This is a genomic window from Stappia sp. P2PMeth1, assembly GCF_900185735.1.
Classification (GTDB): Bacteria; Pseudomonadota; Alphaproteobacteria; order Rhizobiales; family Stappiaceae; genus Stappia.
Genome location: NZ_FYAW01000046.1, coordinates 1 through 17,226 on the forward strand (window position 1 = coordinate 1; position 17,226 = coordinate 17,226).

15 protein-coding genes and 2 pseudogenes are annotated in these 17,226 nt (G+C 56.1%); 16 read left to right on the plus strand and 1 reads right to left on the minus strand.

Annotated elements, in window-relative coordinates; translation table 11 throughout:
* The first annotated feature begins 128 nt into the window (after positions 1–128).
* The 12 genes from P2PM1_RS22440 to P2PM1_RS22495 all read left to right on the plus strand — a co-directional run bounded on the left by P2PM1_RS22440 (position 129) and on the right by P2PM1_RS22495 (position 14,093).
* Entirely contained in the window at positions 129–623 is a 495-nt protein-coding gene (locus P2PM1_RS22440; protein WP_256376488.1) for a polysaccharide biosynthesis protein, read from the plus strand.
* 1 nt (position 624) lies between these two features.
* Entirely contained in the window at positions 625–1,788 is a 1,164-nt protein-coding gene (gene pseC / locus P2PM1_RS22445) for a UDP-4-amino-4,6-dideoxy-N-acetyl-beta-L-altrosamine transaminase (RefSeq protein ID WP_186400627.1), read from the plus strand.
* On the plus strand, positions 1,788–2,864 hold the full coding sequence (gene pseG / locus P2PM1_RS22450; RefSeq protein WP_186400628.1) for a UDP-2,4-diacetamido-2,4,6-trideoxy-beta-L-altropyranose hydrolase: 1,077 nt from the start codon (positions 1,788–1,790) through the stop codon (positions 2,862–2,864). The genes pseC and pseG overlap by 1 nt, the downstream gene beginning before the upstream one ends.
* On the plus strand, positions 2,861–4,372 hold the full coding sequence (pseH, locus tag P2PM1_RS22455; RefSeq protein WP_208985388.1) for a UDP-4-amino-4,6-dideoxy-N-acetyl-beta-L-altrosamine N-acetyltransferase: 1,512 nt from the start codon (positions 2,861–2,863) through the stop codon (positions 4,370–4,372). The genes pseG and pseH overlap by 4 nt, the downstream gene beginning before the upstream one ends.
* A complete protein-coding gene (locus P2PM1_RS22460; protein ID WP_186400629.1) occupies positions 4,369–5,406 on the plus strand; it encodes an N-acetylneuraminate synthase family protein in 1,038 nt (345 codons plus the stop codon). The genes pseH and P2PM1_RS22460 overlap by 4 nt, the downstream gene beginning before the upstream one ends.
* 9 nt (positions 5,407–5,415) lie before the next feature.
* The gene (locus P2PM1_RS22465; RefSeq protein ID WP_186400630.1) at positions 5,416–6,246 is read left to right on the plus strand and encodes an NAD(P)-dependent oxidoreductase; all 831 of its coding nucleotides are present in this window, start codon (positions 5,416–5,418) and stop codon (positions 6,244–6,246) included.
* On the plus strand, positions 6,243–7,031 hold the full coding sequence (locus P2PM1_RS22470; RefSeq protein ID WP_186400631.1) for an inositol monophosphatase family protein: 789 nt from the start codon (positions 6,243–6,245) through the stop codon (positions 7,029–7,031). Before P2PM1_RS22465 ends, P2PM1_RS22470 begins: the two co-directional genes overlap by 4 nt.
* Position 7,032: 1 nt before the next feature.
* Positions 7,033–7,701 carry a PIG-L deacetylase family protein gene (locus tag P2PM1_RS22475; protein ID WP_186400632.1) on the plus strand — a complete coding sequence of 223 codons (669 nt, stop codon included), beginning with the start codon at positions 7,033–7,035 and terminating at the stop codon, positions 7,699–7,701.
* Between the two features lie 5 nt (positions 7,702–7,706).
* Positions 7,707–11,195 carry a hypothetical protein gene (locus P2PM1_RS22480; RefSeq protein ID WP_186400633.1) on the plus strand — a complete coding sequence of 1,163 codons (3,489 nt, stop codon included), beginning with the start codon at positions 7,707–7,709 and terminating at the stop codon, positions 11,193–11,195.
* 476 nt (positions 11,196–11,671) lie between these two features.
* Positions 11,672–12,385 carry a pseudaminic acid cytidylyltransferase gene (gene pseF, locus P2PM1_RS22485; RefSeq protein ID WP_186400634.1) on the plus strand — a complete coding sequence of 238 codons (714 nt, stop codon included), beginning with the start codon at positions 11,672–11,674 and terminating at the stop codon, positions 12,383–12,385.
* Complete coding sequence (locus P2PM1_RS22490; protein ID WP_186400635.1) at positions 12,382–13,293, plus strand: aldo/keto reductase; 912 nt, start codon at positions 12,382–12,384, stop codon at positions 13,291–13,293. The genes pseF and P2PM1_RS22490 overlap by 4 nt, the downstream gene beginning before the upstream one ends.
* Positions 13,294–13,298: 5 nt before the next feature.
* Positions 13,299–14,093: an SDR family NAD(P)-dependent oxidoreductase gene (locus tag P2PM1_RS22495; protein WP_186400636.1), complete on the plus strand. Its 795-nt coding sequence runs from the start codon at positions 13,299–13,301 to the stop codon at positions 14,091–14,093.
* A gap of 30 nt (positions 14,094–14,123) precedes the next feature.
* On the opposite strand, the pseudogene P2PM1_RS22500 reads toward P2PM1_RS22495, so the two are convergent.
* Positions 14,124–14,283: pseudogene (locus tag P2PM1_RS22500) on the minus strand (IS630 family transposase); the annotation flags it as partial.
* A 167-nt stretch (positions 14,284–14,450) separates the two neighbouring features.
* On the opposite strand from P2PM1_RS22500, the pseudogene P2PM1_RS25605 reads away from it, so the two are divergent.
* The 4 genes and pseudogenes from P2PM1_RS25605 to P2PM1_RS22520 form a co-directional block, all read left to right on the plus strand.
* Positions 14,451–14,869: pseudogene (locus P2PM1_RS25605) on the plus strand (transposase); the annotation flags it as partial.
* 98 nt (positions 14,870–14,967) lie between these two features.
* Positions 14,968–15,351, plus strand: a complete 384-nt coding sequence (locus P2PM1_RS22510; protein WP_186400638.1) for a transposase — start codon at positions 14,968–14,970, stop codon at positions 15,349–15,351.
* Positions 15,348–15,701: an IS66 family insertion sequence element accessory protein TnpB gene (tnpB, locus tag P2PM1_RS22515; protein WP_023001579.1), complete on the plus strand. Its 354-nt coding sequence runs from the start codon at positions 15,348–15,350 to the stop codon at positions 15,699–15,701. Before P2PM1_RS22510 ends, tnpB begins: the two co-directional genes overlap by 4 nt.
* 54 nt (positions 15,702–15,755) lie before the next feature.
* A partial coding sequence (locus P2PM1_RS22520; RefSeq protein ID WP_208985389.1) for an IS66 family transposase occupies positions 15,756–17,226 on the plus strand: 1,471 nt, incomplete at its 3' end.

Consider the following 17,226-nt stretch of genomic DNA (forward strand, 5'->3'; position numbering starts at 1 on the left):
AGAACATCGACCTGGCGCAGCTTGGCGACGATCTCTTCGGGCTTGTGCTTCTTCTGGGGCATTCCAACGTCCTCTCTACGGCTCAATAGCCTACTTCAGGGAGGACCACTTTTCAGGGGGCAGACCATATAACCGACGCTAGAATGACACGGTTTTGGATAACGCTCCAACAGGGTGTTGATTTTGTTTTGAAAAACTTCGAGCGTATGCGTGGTGGGGAGATCTTTGTCCCAAAGATTCCCTCGGTCAGGATTACCGATCTAGCCACGGTCATGGCTCCGCACCTAGAGCAAGAGATTGTGGGAATTAGACCAGGAGAAAAGCTGCATGAAGTCATGTGTCCAGCGGATGATAGTCATTTGACGCTGGAATTTGATGATCATTACGTTCTTTTGCCGTCTATAAACTTTCACGAGCAGGTACAGAGTTATAATATGAATCTTCTTGGGGAAGCAGGCTTTCCTGTGAAAGAAGGTTTTGAATATAATTCTGGAACAAACCCGCGTTTCTTAACTCCACCGGAGATCGCCATTTATAACAGTCTGTCACGTACCAACCAGAGTTTCACGCTAGAAGATGTCGAGAATGGAAAATTTGAAGACCTTTCGCGTGGGTTAGTTTAACATGATCGGCTATGGCAGGCAAAGTATTTCGCAAGCGGACCGTGATGCAGTCCTCACTGTATTAGACTCCGATTATTTGACACAAGGACCCAAAAACGTTGAGTTCGAGGAGCTCGTGTCGGCTTATTGTGGCGCGAAGCAGGCGATCTCCGCGTGCAATGCCACGGCCGCGCTGCATATGGCCTATGCAGCGTTGAACGTCGAGGTTGGGGATCTGGTCTGGACATCACCTATTACCTTTGTTGCGACTGCAAACGCAGCGCGTTTTCTGGGGGCTGATATTGATTTTGTCGATATTGACCCACTTACTTGGAACCTCTCCGTAGAGAGACTGGAGGAAAAGCTTCGAGTTGCGCGCAAAAAGGGTCGGCTTCCTAAGCTTGTGGTTCCCGTGCATTTCACTGGGCAGTCCTGTGATATGGAGCGTATTTCCCAACTCGCCAAAGAATATGGTTTTAGTGTTGTTGAAGATGCTGCGCATGCCATAGGTGGGCGATATCATGACATGCCTGTCGGTAGTTGTCGGTACTCCGATATTACCGTTTTTAGCTTTCACCCTGTAAAAGTCATAACTACAGGTGAGGGTGGCATGGCTTTGACGAATAATCCTGTGCTTGCCGAGCGTATGCGTCTGTTTGTAACTCATGGCGTCACGCGCGATTCAACGTTGATGCAATTGCCCGCTGATGGCCCATGGTCATACGAAATGCTTTCCCTTGGCTGGAACTATCGGCTGACGGACATGCAGGCCGCGCTGGGGATTAGCCAGATGACGCGCCTTGATGATTTTGTGACCCGACGCCACGAGATTGCTGGGCGCTATGATCAGGCATTCGCCGATATGGGGCTTGGAACACCATATCGTGCTGAATGGCAGTATTCGGCCTTTCATCTCTATTGCATTCGCTGGCCGGAGGGGCTGGGCGGCCTGAGCCGGCTTCAGGCATTTGAGGCTCTGCGCGCGCGCGGCATAGGCGTCAACGTGCATTACATCCCCGTGCATCTCCAGCCCTATTACCGGCAGTTTGGCTTCGCGCCCGGCGATTTCCCACAGGCTGAATCCTACTACAAAGAGGCGATCACCCTGCCGCTTCACCCCTCGCTGACTGAAGCAGAGATTACGCACATCATCCAATCGATAGGGGAGGTGGCACAGGCTGTGTGATGACTTCCCTTTCGTCACTGCAAGTCGCTATCAGAGCCGATGCGTCGAGTGTCATCGGAACCGGGCATGTTTTCCGCTGTCTGGCGCTGGCTGATGAATTGCGTCGCAACGGGGTGCAGGCTCTGTTTATATGCCGGCACGCACCGGGACATATGGGTGATATCATCCGGGGCAAAGGCCATGGTGTGCAACTTATTCCTGATGCGGCGGATTGGCAGAGTGATGCAAAGGCGACAAAAGCCGCACTGGCGAGTTTCCTTGAACCGGTCGATTGGTTGATCGTGGATCAGTACGGTCTTGATGCCCGGTGGGAAGAGGCCGTGCGCCCGATGGCAAAGCGCTTGGCCGCGATCGACGATCTGGCCGACCGGCCTCATGCGGTGGATTTGCTGATAGATTCTTCTCATCTACCGGATGAGGCGGGGGTTTATGATCCGCTGCTTTCACCCGAAACGCGCCGTGCGATCGGCCCGGACTATGTTCTGCTGCGCCGGGAGTTTTTTGAACAAACGCCGCCGGAGCGCGACCATTGCGCCGTGCGGCGGATTCTGGTGACGCTTGGCGGCAATGATCCGCTCAATGCAACAGGACTGGCGTTGGAGGCGCTTGATGATCCGTCCTTTGCCAATATCCAGATTGATCTGACGCTTGGCCTTGCTAATCCGCGCCTTGAAGCCATGAAGGTCAGAGCTTCGGCCATGCCCAATGTCACGGTTCATGTTCAGAGTTCCCGCATGTCGGAACTGATGGCCAAGGCCGATGTATGCCTTGGCGCAGGAGGCACGACTTCGTGGGAACGTTGCTATATGGGATTGCCCTCATTGGTACTGGTGCTGGCGGAAAACCAGCGTGATTTCGCGGCAAAGCTGGAGCGCATGGGATGCGCGCGCAATCTGGGGCCAGCCGATCGGATTGATGTAGATCAGCTTCGCGGTGCTTTGCTTGCGGCAATCAGTAACGCTGCGTGGCGCCGCAAGACCAGCCAGAATGGGCGTGAGCTGGCGGACGGGCGCGGGATCAATCGCATTGTTGAGCATCTCCAAGGTGGATGGCCCAATATGGAGTCGCCAGTATGAGACTTCTGGAAATTACCAAGAAAATCCGACTGTTGCCTCTCACAGAGGCGGGCGAAGATGTCCATGCAGCCTATCTTGCCATTCGAAATGAACCGGAAATTCGTAATAATATGTACGGGGATCATCTGATTTCTCCAGAAGAAAATGAATCATGGCTAAGCAATCTTTCCACCAGAACAGATAGAGTTTTTTTTGCCGTTATATACCAGGGTGCTGTGATAGGTGGTGCAAGCTTCATAAATATCGATCAGAATAATAGGCGCGCCGAATGGGGGTTTCATCTAACGTCCAGAGTTAGCGGTAGAGGTATTGGCAGTGCACTTGAATTTATGTTTCTTGATGAAGCTTTTGAAAGACGAGGCTTTGAGAAGCTGAATTGCGAGGTTATCGAATGGAACGACGCTGTTGTTCGGATGCACAAGAAATTTGGCTTTCAGGCAGAAGGCGTACGCCGCCGTCATCTTTTCCGAAATGGCAAATTTCATGATACGGTTTTGCTTGGAATAACTAGGGAAGAATGGCGCGAGAAAAGACGTCAGCTACTTGCGCCGAAAGAAAAACGTCCTCGTCTCCTCTTCACCGGCGGTGGTGGTTCGGTCTCGCAATCGTTACAAGCGCAGTGGGGCGAACGTTATGAGCTTTTCTTTGCCGATGCCAACCCGCATGGCTTTCCGCCTTCCATCCCTGAGGATCGGCGGCTGGTTATTCCGTTTGCCAAGGATCCAACTTTTACGGATCGTTTGCTGGAATTGTGCCAACAGCACCGGATAGACCTTGTCGTGCCGGGGGTGGATGAAGAGCTGCTTGTTCTGGCGCGAAAGAAGGGCGCTCCGGACTGGCCGCGTATTCTGGTTCCCGAGGTCGGTTTTGTCTCTTTGATGCTCGATAAGCTCTCTTGCGCCCATGCGCTGGCCGGCGCCGGGTTGGACGCACCCAAAACCCTGCCGCTCGAACAAGCCGGAGAATTGCCCTTTCCACTAATTGCCAAGCCACGTTCCGGGCGTGGTTCGCGCGGGGTGATGCGGCTGACCCGACCCGAACAGACCGATGCCTATCTGGCACTTCAGGAGGGCAAAGCTGAGGACTATATTGCGCAGGAATTGATCGCTGGTGAGGAATACACAGTCTTTGTCATGGCCGATGGGGGGGAGGCGCCATGTGCTGTTATTCCCGTGCTGGCCTTTGAAAAGCGCGGTGTCACCGTGCGCGCGCAGACCGAGGCCAACGCGGTCATCATCGCTTATGCCCGCGCTTTTCAGGCGCATTTCCGCCCTTCGGGCTGTTATAATATTCAATGTATGTTGACGCCGGACGGGCACGTTTTCCCCTTCGAGGTCAATCCGCGCCTCTCCACCACTTTTGTGCTGGCCATTGCCACCGGGTACGATCCCATCCCCATTGCACTGGGAGAAGCCGCCGGTCCGACATTCATTCCCCAGCAGAAATTAGCGCTGCACCGCAGTTGGCACACGCACATCACCCATCAAGATGAAGGGACGACCCCATGAGCAAGACCCTCAAGATTGGCAGCCGGCTGGTGGGCGATGGCCAGCCCGCTTTCATCATTGCTGAAATCGGCTCCAACCATAATCAGGATTACGATCTGGCCTTGCGCATGATCGACGCGGCGCTCGACGCCGGGGCCGACGCCGTGAAGTTCCAGACTTTCAAGGCGGAGAAGCATGTCTCCAGGCGAGCGGAGACACCTTCCTGGTACGAGGAACGCAACACCCAAAATCTGCTGCGCCCACTGGAGTTGGATCGTGACTGGCAGGCGGGCTTGCAGACACACACCCAGAAGCGTGGAGGTATTTTCTTTTCCTCACCCTGCGATGTGGAGGCGGTGGACAGCCTCGAGGTGATTGGCGCGCCTGCCCATAAGGTGGCCTCCTTCGACCTGCCGGATACGGATCTGATCACCTATATCGCTCGTACCGGCAAGCCTGTGATCCTCTCCACTGGGCTGGCTGACTGGATGGATATTCAACGCGCGGTGGATGCCTGCCGTGCGGTGGGAAATGAACAAATCGTGCTGCTACAATGCACCTCACTCTATCCCGCCCCGCCCCATCTTTCCAACCTTCGCGCTGTGGATGTCATGCGTAGTGCGTTCGGCGTTCTGACCGGCTATTCCGACCACACCACGGGCGGTGCGGTCTCCATGGGGGCGGTGGCGCGCGGGGCTTGCATGATCGAGAAGCATTTCACACTCGATCAGACCCTGCCAGGCCCCGATCACAGCTTTGCCATGGAGCCCGGCCCCTTTGCCGAGATGGTCAAGGGCATCCGCGAGATTGAAAGCGCCCGGGGCGATGGCTCCAAGAATGGCCCGCGCCCGGAAGAAATGGAGATGGCGGATAAGGCGCGCCGCTCGCTGCATGCGGCGCGCGATATCGAGGAAGGGGAAACGCTGACCGCCGATATGCTGGTCATCAAGCGTCCTGGGCATGGGTTGCCGCCTTTCCTGCGGCCGCAACTGTTAGGGCGAGTAGCGCGCCGCCGCATCGAGGCCGATGAATGGATCACTTGGGAGATGGTGTAGGTAGTGGGGATGATTTTGGTCACCGGGGCATCCGGCTATCTGGGCACGCATGTGCTGTCGGAATTGCGCCGTGCCGGATATCAGGCTGTCGGACTGTCGCGGCGTGAAGTCCCCGGGATGGAGATGTGCGACCTGCAGGATGCGCCGCAACTGGCCCGTCTTATGGATCGGATGCGGCCGGATAAAGTAATTCATTGCGCTTGGGAAACTCCGCAATCCCTTACTGAGTACCAGGACGATACCGCGGCGACGCGCGGGCTAGCCATGGTCGACAATCTGCTTGCCGCCACGCAGGCGCCCATCCTCTATGTGTCCTCGATGACCGTTTATGGGTCGCAAAACCCTTTCGTCGCACGGCGAGAAGAGGACGCCGGACAGCCGGAAAGCGCCTATGGGCGTGCGAAATGGGCGGCGGAACAACGGTTGAGAGGCAGCGGGCGGGCTGGTTTCGCGGTTCGCCTTCCGGGCCTGTTCGGGGGCGGACGGTGCAATGGGCTGATATGGAATCTATTATCTGCCCTCATGCGTGGTGACAGGCTGAAACTACCCCGGCAACCGCTACTCTGGGCGGCCATGGATGTGCGCGATGCGGCGCGCGCTTTCCCTACTCTTTGCGATGCGCCTCTAAGATCCGCTGTTCCGATCAACATTGGTTATAACGATGTCTATTCAATCTCCCGCTTGGTGGCGTTGCTTGGCGAATTGACTGGTCGTGCTGCCATCTGTGACACGCCGCACCCAGATTTTGCCTTTGATCTCACCCGCGCTCACGCGCTTGGGGTGGATATAAGGCAAAACCTTCGAGGAGCCTGTCACAAGCTGATGAAGGAAGTGGCATGAAACTGGCTGATGTTTTACCCGTCGCGAATCTGCTCCGCGGTGTGGGCGATGATCTGCTGCAATGGCGCGACCGGCCGGAAGAGCGGTGTATTCTTGCGCCCGCTGATTTTAAGACTGCGGCTGACGCCCATGCCCATGAGCGGATAGTGGACGGATTGCAACGGATTTTCCCCGGCCTGCCCGTGCTATCCGAAGAAGAGATCTGGTCGGCGGCACGCCCCGAGTTCTACTGGCTGATTGACCCGCTGGATGGTACAGCCAGTTGGTATGAGGGGTTTTCCGGCTTTGCCACCCAGGCCGCCTTAATCCGGGAAGGACAGCCCATCTATGGCATCGTGCACGCGCCAGCGTTGAGGGTGACTTGGGAAGGCGCGCTGCTGGACGGTGAACACCGAGCTTGGCGTAATGGCATTCCGCTGTCGAGGCTTCATCCATCGAAACGTCTTCTGCTCTGTGATAATTATCCCGAGCCTCAGCGGGCAGCGAAGATTTTGTACGAACGCCTGCCGGTCACAGGCTACGTGGAAAGTGGCTCGTTGGGAATCAAATGTTGTCTGGTGGCCGATGGCACAGCCGATCTCTTCGTCAAGGACGTGATGGTGCGCGATTGGGACATCGCCCCTGCCGCGCCTGCTCTGGCTTGTGTGGGGGCCGTGCTGGGCCTTCCGGATGGCGGGCCTTACACTTTTACTGGATCCATGGAAAAAAACTCCGGCGTTCTGGTCGCGCGCGACGCGGCGTTGGCGCAACGGGCCGCGGATGCGCTAGCGGGGGATGGATACTGATATGGCGAGGATTCTGGTTGTTGCCGCACATGCGGATGATGAGGCGCTGGGGTGCGGCGGGACGCTGGCAAAGCACGCCCAAACTGGCGATGATATTCGTATCCTGTTCATGACCGACGGCGAGGGCGCGCGCGGCTCCGCCGTGGCCGATGTCCCGCGCCGGCGGGCGGCCTCTCTGTTTGCCGCTGAGATTATGGGCGCCAACCCGCCGGTTCACTTCGATTTTCCGGATAATGCGATGGACAACGTCCCGCGTATCCGCATTGTCCAGGCCATCGAGGCGGAACTGGCGGACTTTGCGCCGGATGTTGTCTACACACATCACGCGCATGACCTGAACATCGATCATCGGCTCACCCATGAAGCCGTCATGACCGCCTTGCGTCCACAGCCGCATGCACCAAGGCCAACCATTTTGTCCTTCGAGGTGATGTCCAGCACGGAATGGCAAACGCCGGGTGCGGCCACAGCCTTCGTGCCCAACTGGCATGTGGACATTAGTGAGTTTCTGGAGGTGAAAAAAGCAGCGCTTAGAGCCTATCACGGTGAAATGCGCCCCTGGCCCCATTCTCGTTCGATTGAGGCGTTGGAATATTTGGCGCGATGGCGCGGCGCTTGTGTAGGCTTGATAGCAGCAGAAGCTTTTTCTCTGGTTCGGAAGTTAGGATAGCTGTTATGTTTAGACCGTCCGCTCTGTTAAATGCCTTTCGCGTGCGCTTGGAAGCAGGAGATTACGTTTTTTCTAAAGCCCACGAATATCTTCGAATGCGGCTCATCCTTTTTAAGAAGCAGACAAACGCGGAACAGGCAGCCTATCCCTACGATTTGGTTGATCCGTTCACATTACCGGAGCCGAATTCCGGACTTGAGAATCTCTTTCTTGTAGGAAGTAACTGGCGGCGGACTGATACGAAAAAGCCGATCGCCCTTCTCGTGGGAGTCAATGACTGGAAATACGGCTTCATGGCCGATTATCTGCCAGAATATCGCTGCGCCTTCGCGCCGATGAAACGAAATTCGATGTTCTTTTGGCGGGTGCTCCAAAAAATGGCTGAGAAGCCAAAAATTGTTATTGTTTGGGGGTACAATGAGCCTAAGTTCTTCTCTTCTATTTTAAAGAAATATGGTATTCCTCTCGCTCGAGTCGAGGATGCTTTCGTACGGTCTGCGCAGCTTGGTGCAGACCATACACCGCCGTATTCTCTCGTATTCGATCACTCTGGTGGCCTTTATTATGATGCATCTCAACCATCGGATATTGAAAATATCTTCAATCAATACAACTTTAACGCGAATTCGCACCTTCTGAAACAGGCGGAGGAGGCACTTGCGCTTATTCGTAGGCTAGCGATCTCGAAGTATAATCCACCAAACATTACGACAAGCGATCCTCTCAAGTCCTTGACGCGCCGTCGGTGTGTAGCGGTGATTGGCCAGGTAGACAGAGATCAGTCCATAATAAAAGGGAATGTCGATCGTTGGACCGTGAAGCAGGCTATCGAGCTTGCAGTCTATGAAAACCCAGACTGTGATATTGTCTATCGTCCGCATCCCGAAGTGTATAAGGGTATGCAGCGCAGTAAGGCCAAGGTTAAGAGCATCCAGAAACTGTGTAGAATCTCTCCACCGCAAGAGGGGTTTTCTGAGTTTCTTGAAAGTGTAGATCATGTTTATGTGATAACTTCGCTTTCGGGACTGGAAGCTCTGCTCCATGGCAAGCAAGTGACCGTTCTGGGTGCGCCATTTTATGCGGGATGGGGATTAACGGATGATCGAGCCAAATTCACTCGGCGCGACAGGCGTTTGTCTCTATTGGAGCTTTTCGCCGGGGCCTATTTACTTTATCCTCGCTATCTTGGCGCGCTTAAAAACAGCTATACCGGCTTGACCGCTGCTTGCCGTCGCATTCAGGCGGATCGGACCGTCGATACGCAACAAGCGCATAAACTGATTATCAACCAGGAGCCGGACAAGGACACTCTGCTCCGGACGGCGCAATCGGATTACTGGCCCGCGCTTCTTTTCGGGAAAAAGGGGCAAGCCCATGAGAATTTTGACGACGTCATTCGCAGCGCACCTTTTTTCCGTAGTCTTAAAGAGCCTGGATGCTTAATTTACCAAGCGACGCTATTACACGCGGTCTGCGGGGCACTGAAAACAGACAGCGCGCGTAACGCCTTTCTTCAAAGGGTCCGCGATTTCATTGACCGTGACGTTTATGCGGCCTTCTTACGCCGTCTGGCGAGCGCCCATCCGGGGCAGAGTTGCACACTGCAATGGTCATGGCTTTTGGGGCAGCTCGATGACGCTCCTCGTTCCTTTGAGGTAATACAAGAAGAAATAAAACACAAAACCCGGATGGCATGGCGTGTCGCGATTGGCGATGAGGAGGCGATGAGGGCCGGTACCGTTGTTCCGCTGGACTCGGACCGGAAAAGTCTCCTCTATGCAATTTATGAAAAATATCTGCAGCAGGGGCGTTACGATGATGCGCTGGAGCATATCTATACGCTACTGCTCAATGGTGAAGTGCATACAGGATTGCTTTTGCCTGTCATCAAGATCGCTGAGTTAACATTTGACGTGACTTCCGCGCGACTTGTAGCTGACATGCTAAAATACGCCAATATTACTGGGCACAATAACGCAGGCGTGAATTATCACGTGGAATGCTTGTCCACCACGCCGGGAGAGGAGGCGCTCGACGAGACCTTGGAAGCCTTTGCTCTGCAGCTGACACTCAATCCTGACCGTGTGAACCGGACGCTTGCCCGGCTGAATGACTTTGTCGGCAGAACACAGGGAGAGGCCCTGTCGCATGCCATTCTGGCGATGGATGGAACACGATCGGTCCGAATGGCCAATGCCTGGCTGGAATTGAACCAGCCGCATAAGGCCCTGACCATCATGAGAAGCCTGATCGAAACGGGTGAAAGGGGCGATGACGCCCTGGTGGCCTATTCGCGTGCGCTGGCCGGGATCGGTGAGTATGCGCAAGCGATTGTGTTTATGGAACGGGCCGTCGCCCATTCTCCGAGTAAAGCCAACTACACGGAATTGCTGCGCCTTTTAAAGGCGATGGGACGGTTCGATGATGCGTGGCGCCACCATCGCGATGCTCTGGGCTATCAGGTGATTCTCCCGCCAGAAGGCCCGGTGATGCCCATCTATTTTGGGCTGAAACGGATTGAGGAAGGCTTTCGCTGTTTTCTAGATACCGCTATGCGCGAGCGGCTAATTACTTACTTTGGAGTGGGAAAGTACCAAGACTCTGAGCAGCTCGAAATGAACAGCCTGTTGCTGCTTTGTGATTTTGGACCGGCAGAGGAAATACGCTATAGCGTGCTGCTTCCCGAAATAGGCGCGAAGTTCGGCTATAACAACTTCAGTCTGGGCTGCGACCCGCGTTTATTGACGTTATTTTCCCGCTCCTTTCCAGAGGTGCGCTTCGTGCCGATGCGGCGCACGCGGGAATTCAGCGCTGAATTTCCACATGCAGAGTTTGATCGTCTCCCAGGGTCCGATCTGCGCCGGGTTATGGACAACAACGGTGTGGATGCTGTCCGGAGGGCTGAAAAGATCATGCTCTTTTCGGAGACCTTCTGGCATTTCCGAAAAGGTTATGGTGATTTCCACCGTACGCCCTACCTGCTTACCGATGTTGCGAAGACAGCGGCTTGGCGTAAGCGTCTGCCGCAAAATACCCGCCTCGTTGGCTTGAGCTGGCGCAGTCAACTCACCAACGCCATGCGCAATGTGCACTATCTGAGCATCGAGGAATTGGAGCCGCTCTTTGCGCTCGACGGCATAACCTATGTGAATCTGCAATATGATGATTGCGCGGAAGAGTTGGCGTGGGTTGAGGCGCGCTATCCCGGCAAGTTAATTCATTTTGATGACCTCGACCAGTTCAACGATTTTGATGGCGTCGCCGCGCTGATGTCCGCTCTCGATCTGGTCATTGGTCCCTGTACAACCGTGATTGAACTGGCCGGGGCGATTGGTCAGCCAGGCTTGATCTTCAGCAATCACGGCGAAATGTGGTGGCGGGAGTTCGGCGATGAGAGAACGGATGTCTGGTACAAATGTATCCGCCATGTGCGCGGCCAACTGGGAGACAAATCCAGCATCGTTGCCGCATTAGTTCAAGAACTAGAGCGCTGAAACATCCAACCTGTATAGCATCGCACCTTGGAGATTGTGGAATGGCCTACCTGATTTATGGGACCGCGAATTTCCAGGGCGGGGATGTTGACAAGTTAATGGCTGTAACCGCACGCTTGGCCGTTATTGAGACTTAATCGCGCTGCGTCCCGGTGGTGATGGCAGCTTATTTCCCCGCCATAATTTTCGGGTTCAGTTTTTCTATCCGAAGGACAGAGCACACTATCAAATCTTCATATAGAATGGAGGCTGACCTGTTTCAGATTATGAAGCCCGCCGCCATGCTGACTCATCGACTATGTGTGGACATCTGACTTGACCACAAAGAATGATTATGTGTGGCGGCCAGTGACCAATGACGGCGTGAGTGTGCCGTCATTCCGCCCTGAACGCGTGGCGCAGTTGCTGCGTGAGGGCGATCCGGAATTGGGAACGCGCCGCCGCTCGTATTCTCGAACGCCTTGAGGGGAACACGCATGACGGATAATGCAATTGCCATCATTCCCGCACGCGGAGGATCAGAGCGAATACCACGCAAGAATATTCGCACCTTTTGTGGAAAACCGATAATCCACTGGCCCTTGCAGGCGGCGCGGGAGAGCGGGTTGTTTTCCCGCGTTGTCGTTTCCACCGATGATGAGGAAATCGCCAAGATTGCCCGTGAGGGTGGGGCAGAGATTCCCTTCATGCGGGAAGCAACACTTGCCGATGGCATAACTGGAGTTGCCGAGGTTGTCCGAGATGCAGTCATCCGCCTTGATTTGCCACCGCAGACGCCAGTCTGCTGCTTTTATGCTACGTCTCCATTTATCACACCCGAAGATCTTCGCGCAGGTTACGCGGCTTTACGTTCCGGCACTGAGCCGAATTGGGTTCTCACGCTTGCCCCTTATCTCGCGCCGGTTCGTCGGGCATTTGAAATGATAGAGGGGCGGCTGGTTCCTATTCATTCGGACGGAATCTCAACACCCTCCCAGAATTTTCCTCCCGCTTATTACGATGCAGGACAATTCTGGTGGGCGAATGGGGAAACTTGGAAAAACTGTCGTGATCTGCCCATCTGGGAGAATTCTGCTCACATTATCGTCGACCCTCTACAAGTGATTGATATCGATACCCCGGAAGACTGGGGACGCGCAGAGCGTATGTTTTCTGAAACCCTCTTAAAGTGCAGGGCGCCTCAATTATGATGCCTATGCTCGTCATTGGCGGTGCGCAGTTTGGCGCGGTCTATGGTATTGCCAATACGACAGGCACGCCGACGCTCGAGGCGGTGCGCCAGATTCTAAGGCTCGCGCGCGATGCAGGTGTATCGTGGATCGACACCGCGCGTGCCTATACAGGCAGCGAGGCCGCCATTGGTGAGGCGTTGTTGGAGCTTGATGGATGGCGTCCGCAGATAGCCACCAAGTTGCCGCCGCTAGGTGAAGACGAGCGTGCGCTTACGGCGATCATCCGTGGCAGCCTGGCCGAATCTCGTCGGTTGCTTCGGGTGGACAGGCTCGACGCCGTGTTGCTCCATCGCTGGGAGAATTTCGGGCGGGAAAACGGGCTTGTGGCTAGGATGATGCGCGAAGAGCAGGCGGCCGGGCGAGTCGGCGTTTTTGGCGTATCCGTACAAACGCCAGAAGAGCTTGAGGAGGCGTTAAGGGTAGAGGCTATCGGCCATATCCAGCTACCCTTTAATATTCTCGATTACCGCTGGGATGCCGTCATCCCTGAAATCCGTCGCGTCCGGCGGCAGCGCCCATTATGTGTCCATGTGCGAAGCCTGCTACTGCAAGGATTGCTCATTTCAAATAATTCGGACCATTGGCTGCGGGCGCATGTCCCGGACTCCGGCCCTGTTAGGCATTGGCTCCGGCAACAAGTTCGCGCATGTTGTCGTCAGAATATTCAAGATCTCTGCTTTTCGTGGGGGCGGGTGCAGGACTGGATTGATGGCCTTGTGGTTGGGGCTGAAACACCGAGCCAGATGGCCGAGAATCTCCGCAATTGCACAACCCCCCTTCTGTCGAGGAAAGAAATTGATGGTATTCTGATCAGCCGCTCGAAACTTGCTGAACATACTCTCAATCCGGCGCAATGGGAGCCTTGATCTAAATGTCTGGAAATCCCTTTTCACTTGCAGGAAAAACCGCGCTGGTCACCGGCGCAACCGGTTATTTCGGTCAGAGTATTGCGCAATCTCTTATGGAGGCTGGCGCAGAAGTCTATCTCAACGGGCGCAATGCCGCCGCGGTGGAAGCATTGGTTGCAACCTTCCAAGAGCGGAAAATGGCGGCGCGTCCTGCGATATTCGATATTCTGTCTGAGGAAGAAACCGCGAATTTTTTTGATGTATTGGGCAGCGCTCCACTTGATATTCTGGTTAACAATGCATACGCGGGGGCAACTGGCGCCATCGAGGTAGCTGATGCACAGAATTATCGGGACAGTTACGAAATCACCGTTGTCGTTGCGCATCGACTTTTGCGCGGCGCGCTGGAGAATCTGCGCGTGGCGAAGCATGTAAACGGAGATGCCTCAGTTATCAATATTGCCTCAATGTATGGTGTTGTCAGTCCGGATCTTCGAGTCTACCAAGGTAAGCCGGATGCAAACGGCTCCTTTTACGGCGCTGCGAAGGCCGCCCTGATCCAGTGGACACGCTATGGGGCCTGCGAGTTCGGACCAGAGGGCATACGGTTCAACGTCCTCACCCCCGGAGCGTTCCCTTCGCCGGCAGCACAGGGGCGTTATCCTCAACTGATTGCGCAACTGGAAAAAAAGGTGCCGCTTGGTCGAATTGGCGTGGCCCATGAAATTGGAGGTGTTGTAGCGTTTCTGTCTTCTCCGGCGGCTAGTTATGTAAATGGAGCAACTATTGCTGTCGATGGAGGATGGACAGCGTGGTAAGTATGTATCATGGATAGCTATTGATTTGTGGATGGAATTTAACATTTGGTGCCCACGCTTTACAGCGGCCCCGATTTCATCGGGGATCTGCGGTCCATGTGAAAGGCTTTGGAGCTTGATTGTGCTCGGCGAGGAAACGGTCGATGGCAGCTTGGAGGTCGACGACGGAGTGGAATACCTGCGAGCGGAGGGAGAGGATATTAGCCGGACATACGCAGAATTCCGCGCCGATGACCTGCCACTTGCTCTGATCCCTAAAAACCGGATCGTTCTCCACTGACGTGCCTCCCGGATTTCGGAGCGTTTTGAACTGGAATTTTCCAATTATGATCTCCGCTATGGGAGAAGGAGAGTTCCATGAAGAAGTCGAAGTTCTCGGAGGCGCAGATTGCCTTCATCCTGCGCCAGGCGGATGAGGGAACGCCGGTTGCCGAGGTCTGTCGCAAGGCCGGCATCAGCGACGCGACATTCTATAACTGGCGCAAACGATATGGCGGCCTGACGCCGTCCGAGGTCAAGCGCATGCGCCAGCTCGAGGACGAGAACAATCGGCTTAAGAAGCTGGTTGCCGACCTGTCGCTCGACCGGGCCATGTTGCAGGATGTCCTGTCAAAAAAGCTCTGAAGCCTGCTCGCCGCCGTCGGCTTGTCGATGAAGTTTGCGAAGACTGGAAGGTGTCCATCCGTCGTGCCTGTGCCTGTCTTCGGATCGATACCTCGCTCTATCACTACAAGTCGAAGCGCGGCGATCAGGCTGCACTGAAGGGTAAGCGGCGTCTGGCCCCCACCTATTCGTTTCGGTCGCGATGTTGGAATCCATGCCCATTGTAGATTTGGGGTTGGAGGAAGGGTTGGGAGTCCATAGAGCGCTCCATATGGAGTCCATTTGCGGATATGAGATTTTGGTCGGGCCCGCAGGAAAGCGGCGCTGGCCGGATGAAGTGAAGGGCCATCTTGTCGCGGAGACCTATGTGCCTGGTGTGAGCGTGAACGAGGTCGCCCGGCGTGTCGGTATGAAGCCCAACCACCTTTCGTCGTGGCGGCGTTTGGCGCGGGAGGGCAAACTTGTGGTGCCGGATCTTCCGGGAGCGGAGTTTGTACCGGCCGTTCTGGAACCGACTCCGGCGCCCGTTGAAGAGAATGCGAAGCCGCTGGCCGCGGTGGAGATCATTCACGGCGGAACCACAATCCGGCTGGAAGCTTCTGCAAGCCCTGACAGGATTGCCGGGATCGTGCGCGCGCTTGGGCGTGGATCATGATTTTCCCCTCGAACCGGGTGCGTATCCTGGTGGCGACAAAGCCGGTCGACTTCAGAAAAGGACATGATGGGCTGAGCGCCCTGGTCCAGTCCGTTTTGCGCAAGGACCCGTTCACCGGCACGGTTTTTGTGTTCCGGTCCAGGCGAGCCGACCGCTTGAAGCTCCTGTATTTTGACGGCACCGGCCTGGTCATGGCTTACAAGCGGCTGGAAGATACGACCTTCACCTGGCCCGCCGTTCGGGATGGTATGATGTCGCTGAACCATGCCCAGTTCGAGGCGCTGTTCTCGGGCCTGGACTGGCGCAAGGTGAAGGCATTGGAGGCGCGTTCTCCGGCTGCGGCAGAATGAATCAGGTGCCGGAAATGGCGGGCATCCGCAGCCGCCCCGGGTTATTCTCGGCCCATGCCTTCCACTGTCGCCATCGATCTTTCCGCGATCCCCGCCGACCAGCGTGATGCTGTCGCCGCGCTCTTGCGCGAACGGGATGCGCTCAAGGAGATCAACAGGCGCCTGGAGCACCTGGTCGCGGAGTTGAACCACGCAGTTCACGGCAAAAGGTCGGAAAAGCTCCGTGAAGACGAACGGCAGCTGGCGTTCGAAGACCTCGAGACTGCCATCGCCGAGGTTGAAGAAAGCCAGGACAGGCAGCCCCCTTGCGAGGGCAAAACCCGCCGTCCGGCCCGTCGCAATCGGGGCAACCTGCCGAAGGACCTTCCGCGCATCGAGCGTGTGATCGAACCCGCCAACCTGCACTGTCCCTGCGGTTGCGGAGTGATGCACAAGATCGGCGAGGATCGCACGGAGCGGCTGGACATCGTGCCCGCACAGCTGCGCGTGATCGTCACCGTTCGCCCCAAATACGCCTGCCGCGCCTGTACCGACGGCGTCACCCAGATGCCGGCACCGGCTCACCTCATCGAGGGTGGCCTGCCGACGGAAGGGGCCATCGCGCATGTTCTGGTTGCCAAGTACGCGGACCATTTGCCCCTGCACCGGCAGAACCAGATCCTTGCCCGGTCGGGCATCGATATTCATCGCAGCACGCTGGCGGATTGGGTCGGTACGGCCGCGTTCCACCTCGCACCCGTCGTTGACCGGCTGGCCGAGCATCTGAAGATGTCGACCAAGCTGTTCATGGACGAGACCACGGCGCCGGTGTTGGATCCGGGCCGGGGCAAGACGAAAACCGGGTATCTATGGGCCTTGGCCCGAGACGACCGCGCCTGGGGTGGGGACGATCCACCCGGCGTGGTCTTCTTCTATGCACCCGACCGCCGCGGCGAGAACGCGGAGAAAATCCTTCGTGGCTTCGACGGGGTTCTGCAACTCGACGGCTACCAAGGCTACAACTGCCTGACGCGCTCGTCCCGCAAGGGCGGCGATCCGATCTGCGTGGCGCATTGCTGGGCACACGCACGGCGGAAACTGAAGGAAGTCTTCGACCGCGATGGCTCCGAGATCGCCGCCGAGGGCCTGCGCCGGATCGCCGCGTTCTACAGGGTCGAGGCCGATATCCGCGGCGCGGCACCCGGGCAGCGGCTCTCGGCCCGGCAGGCCCGCACCGTACCTCTGGTTGCCAACTTCGGGGAATGGTTGCAAAAGCAACGGCTCCGGGTCTCCGCCAAATCCCGTCTCGGCGAGAAGCTTGCCTACATCCATCGTCACTGGGACGGTTTGCAGACCTTCCTCCACGACGGCCGCGTCGAGATTGATAGCAACAGTGTCGAGAACCTGATCAGGCCAATTGCGAGTGCTGAGTCATTATGCCCCTCTTCTTCAACTATCTGGAAACATTCGCATTTGCTTCTGGTCGCCTCCGTGACACGGACGCCCGTTCCGCCTGAGGGTCTTCAGGACGGGGTCGGATTCGAGA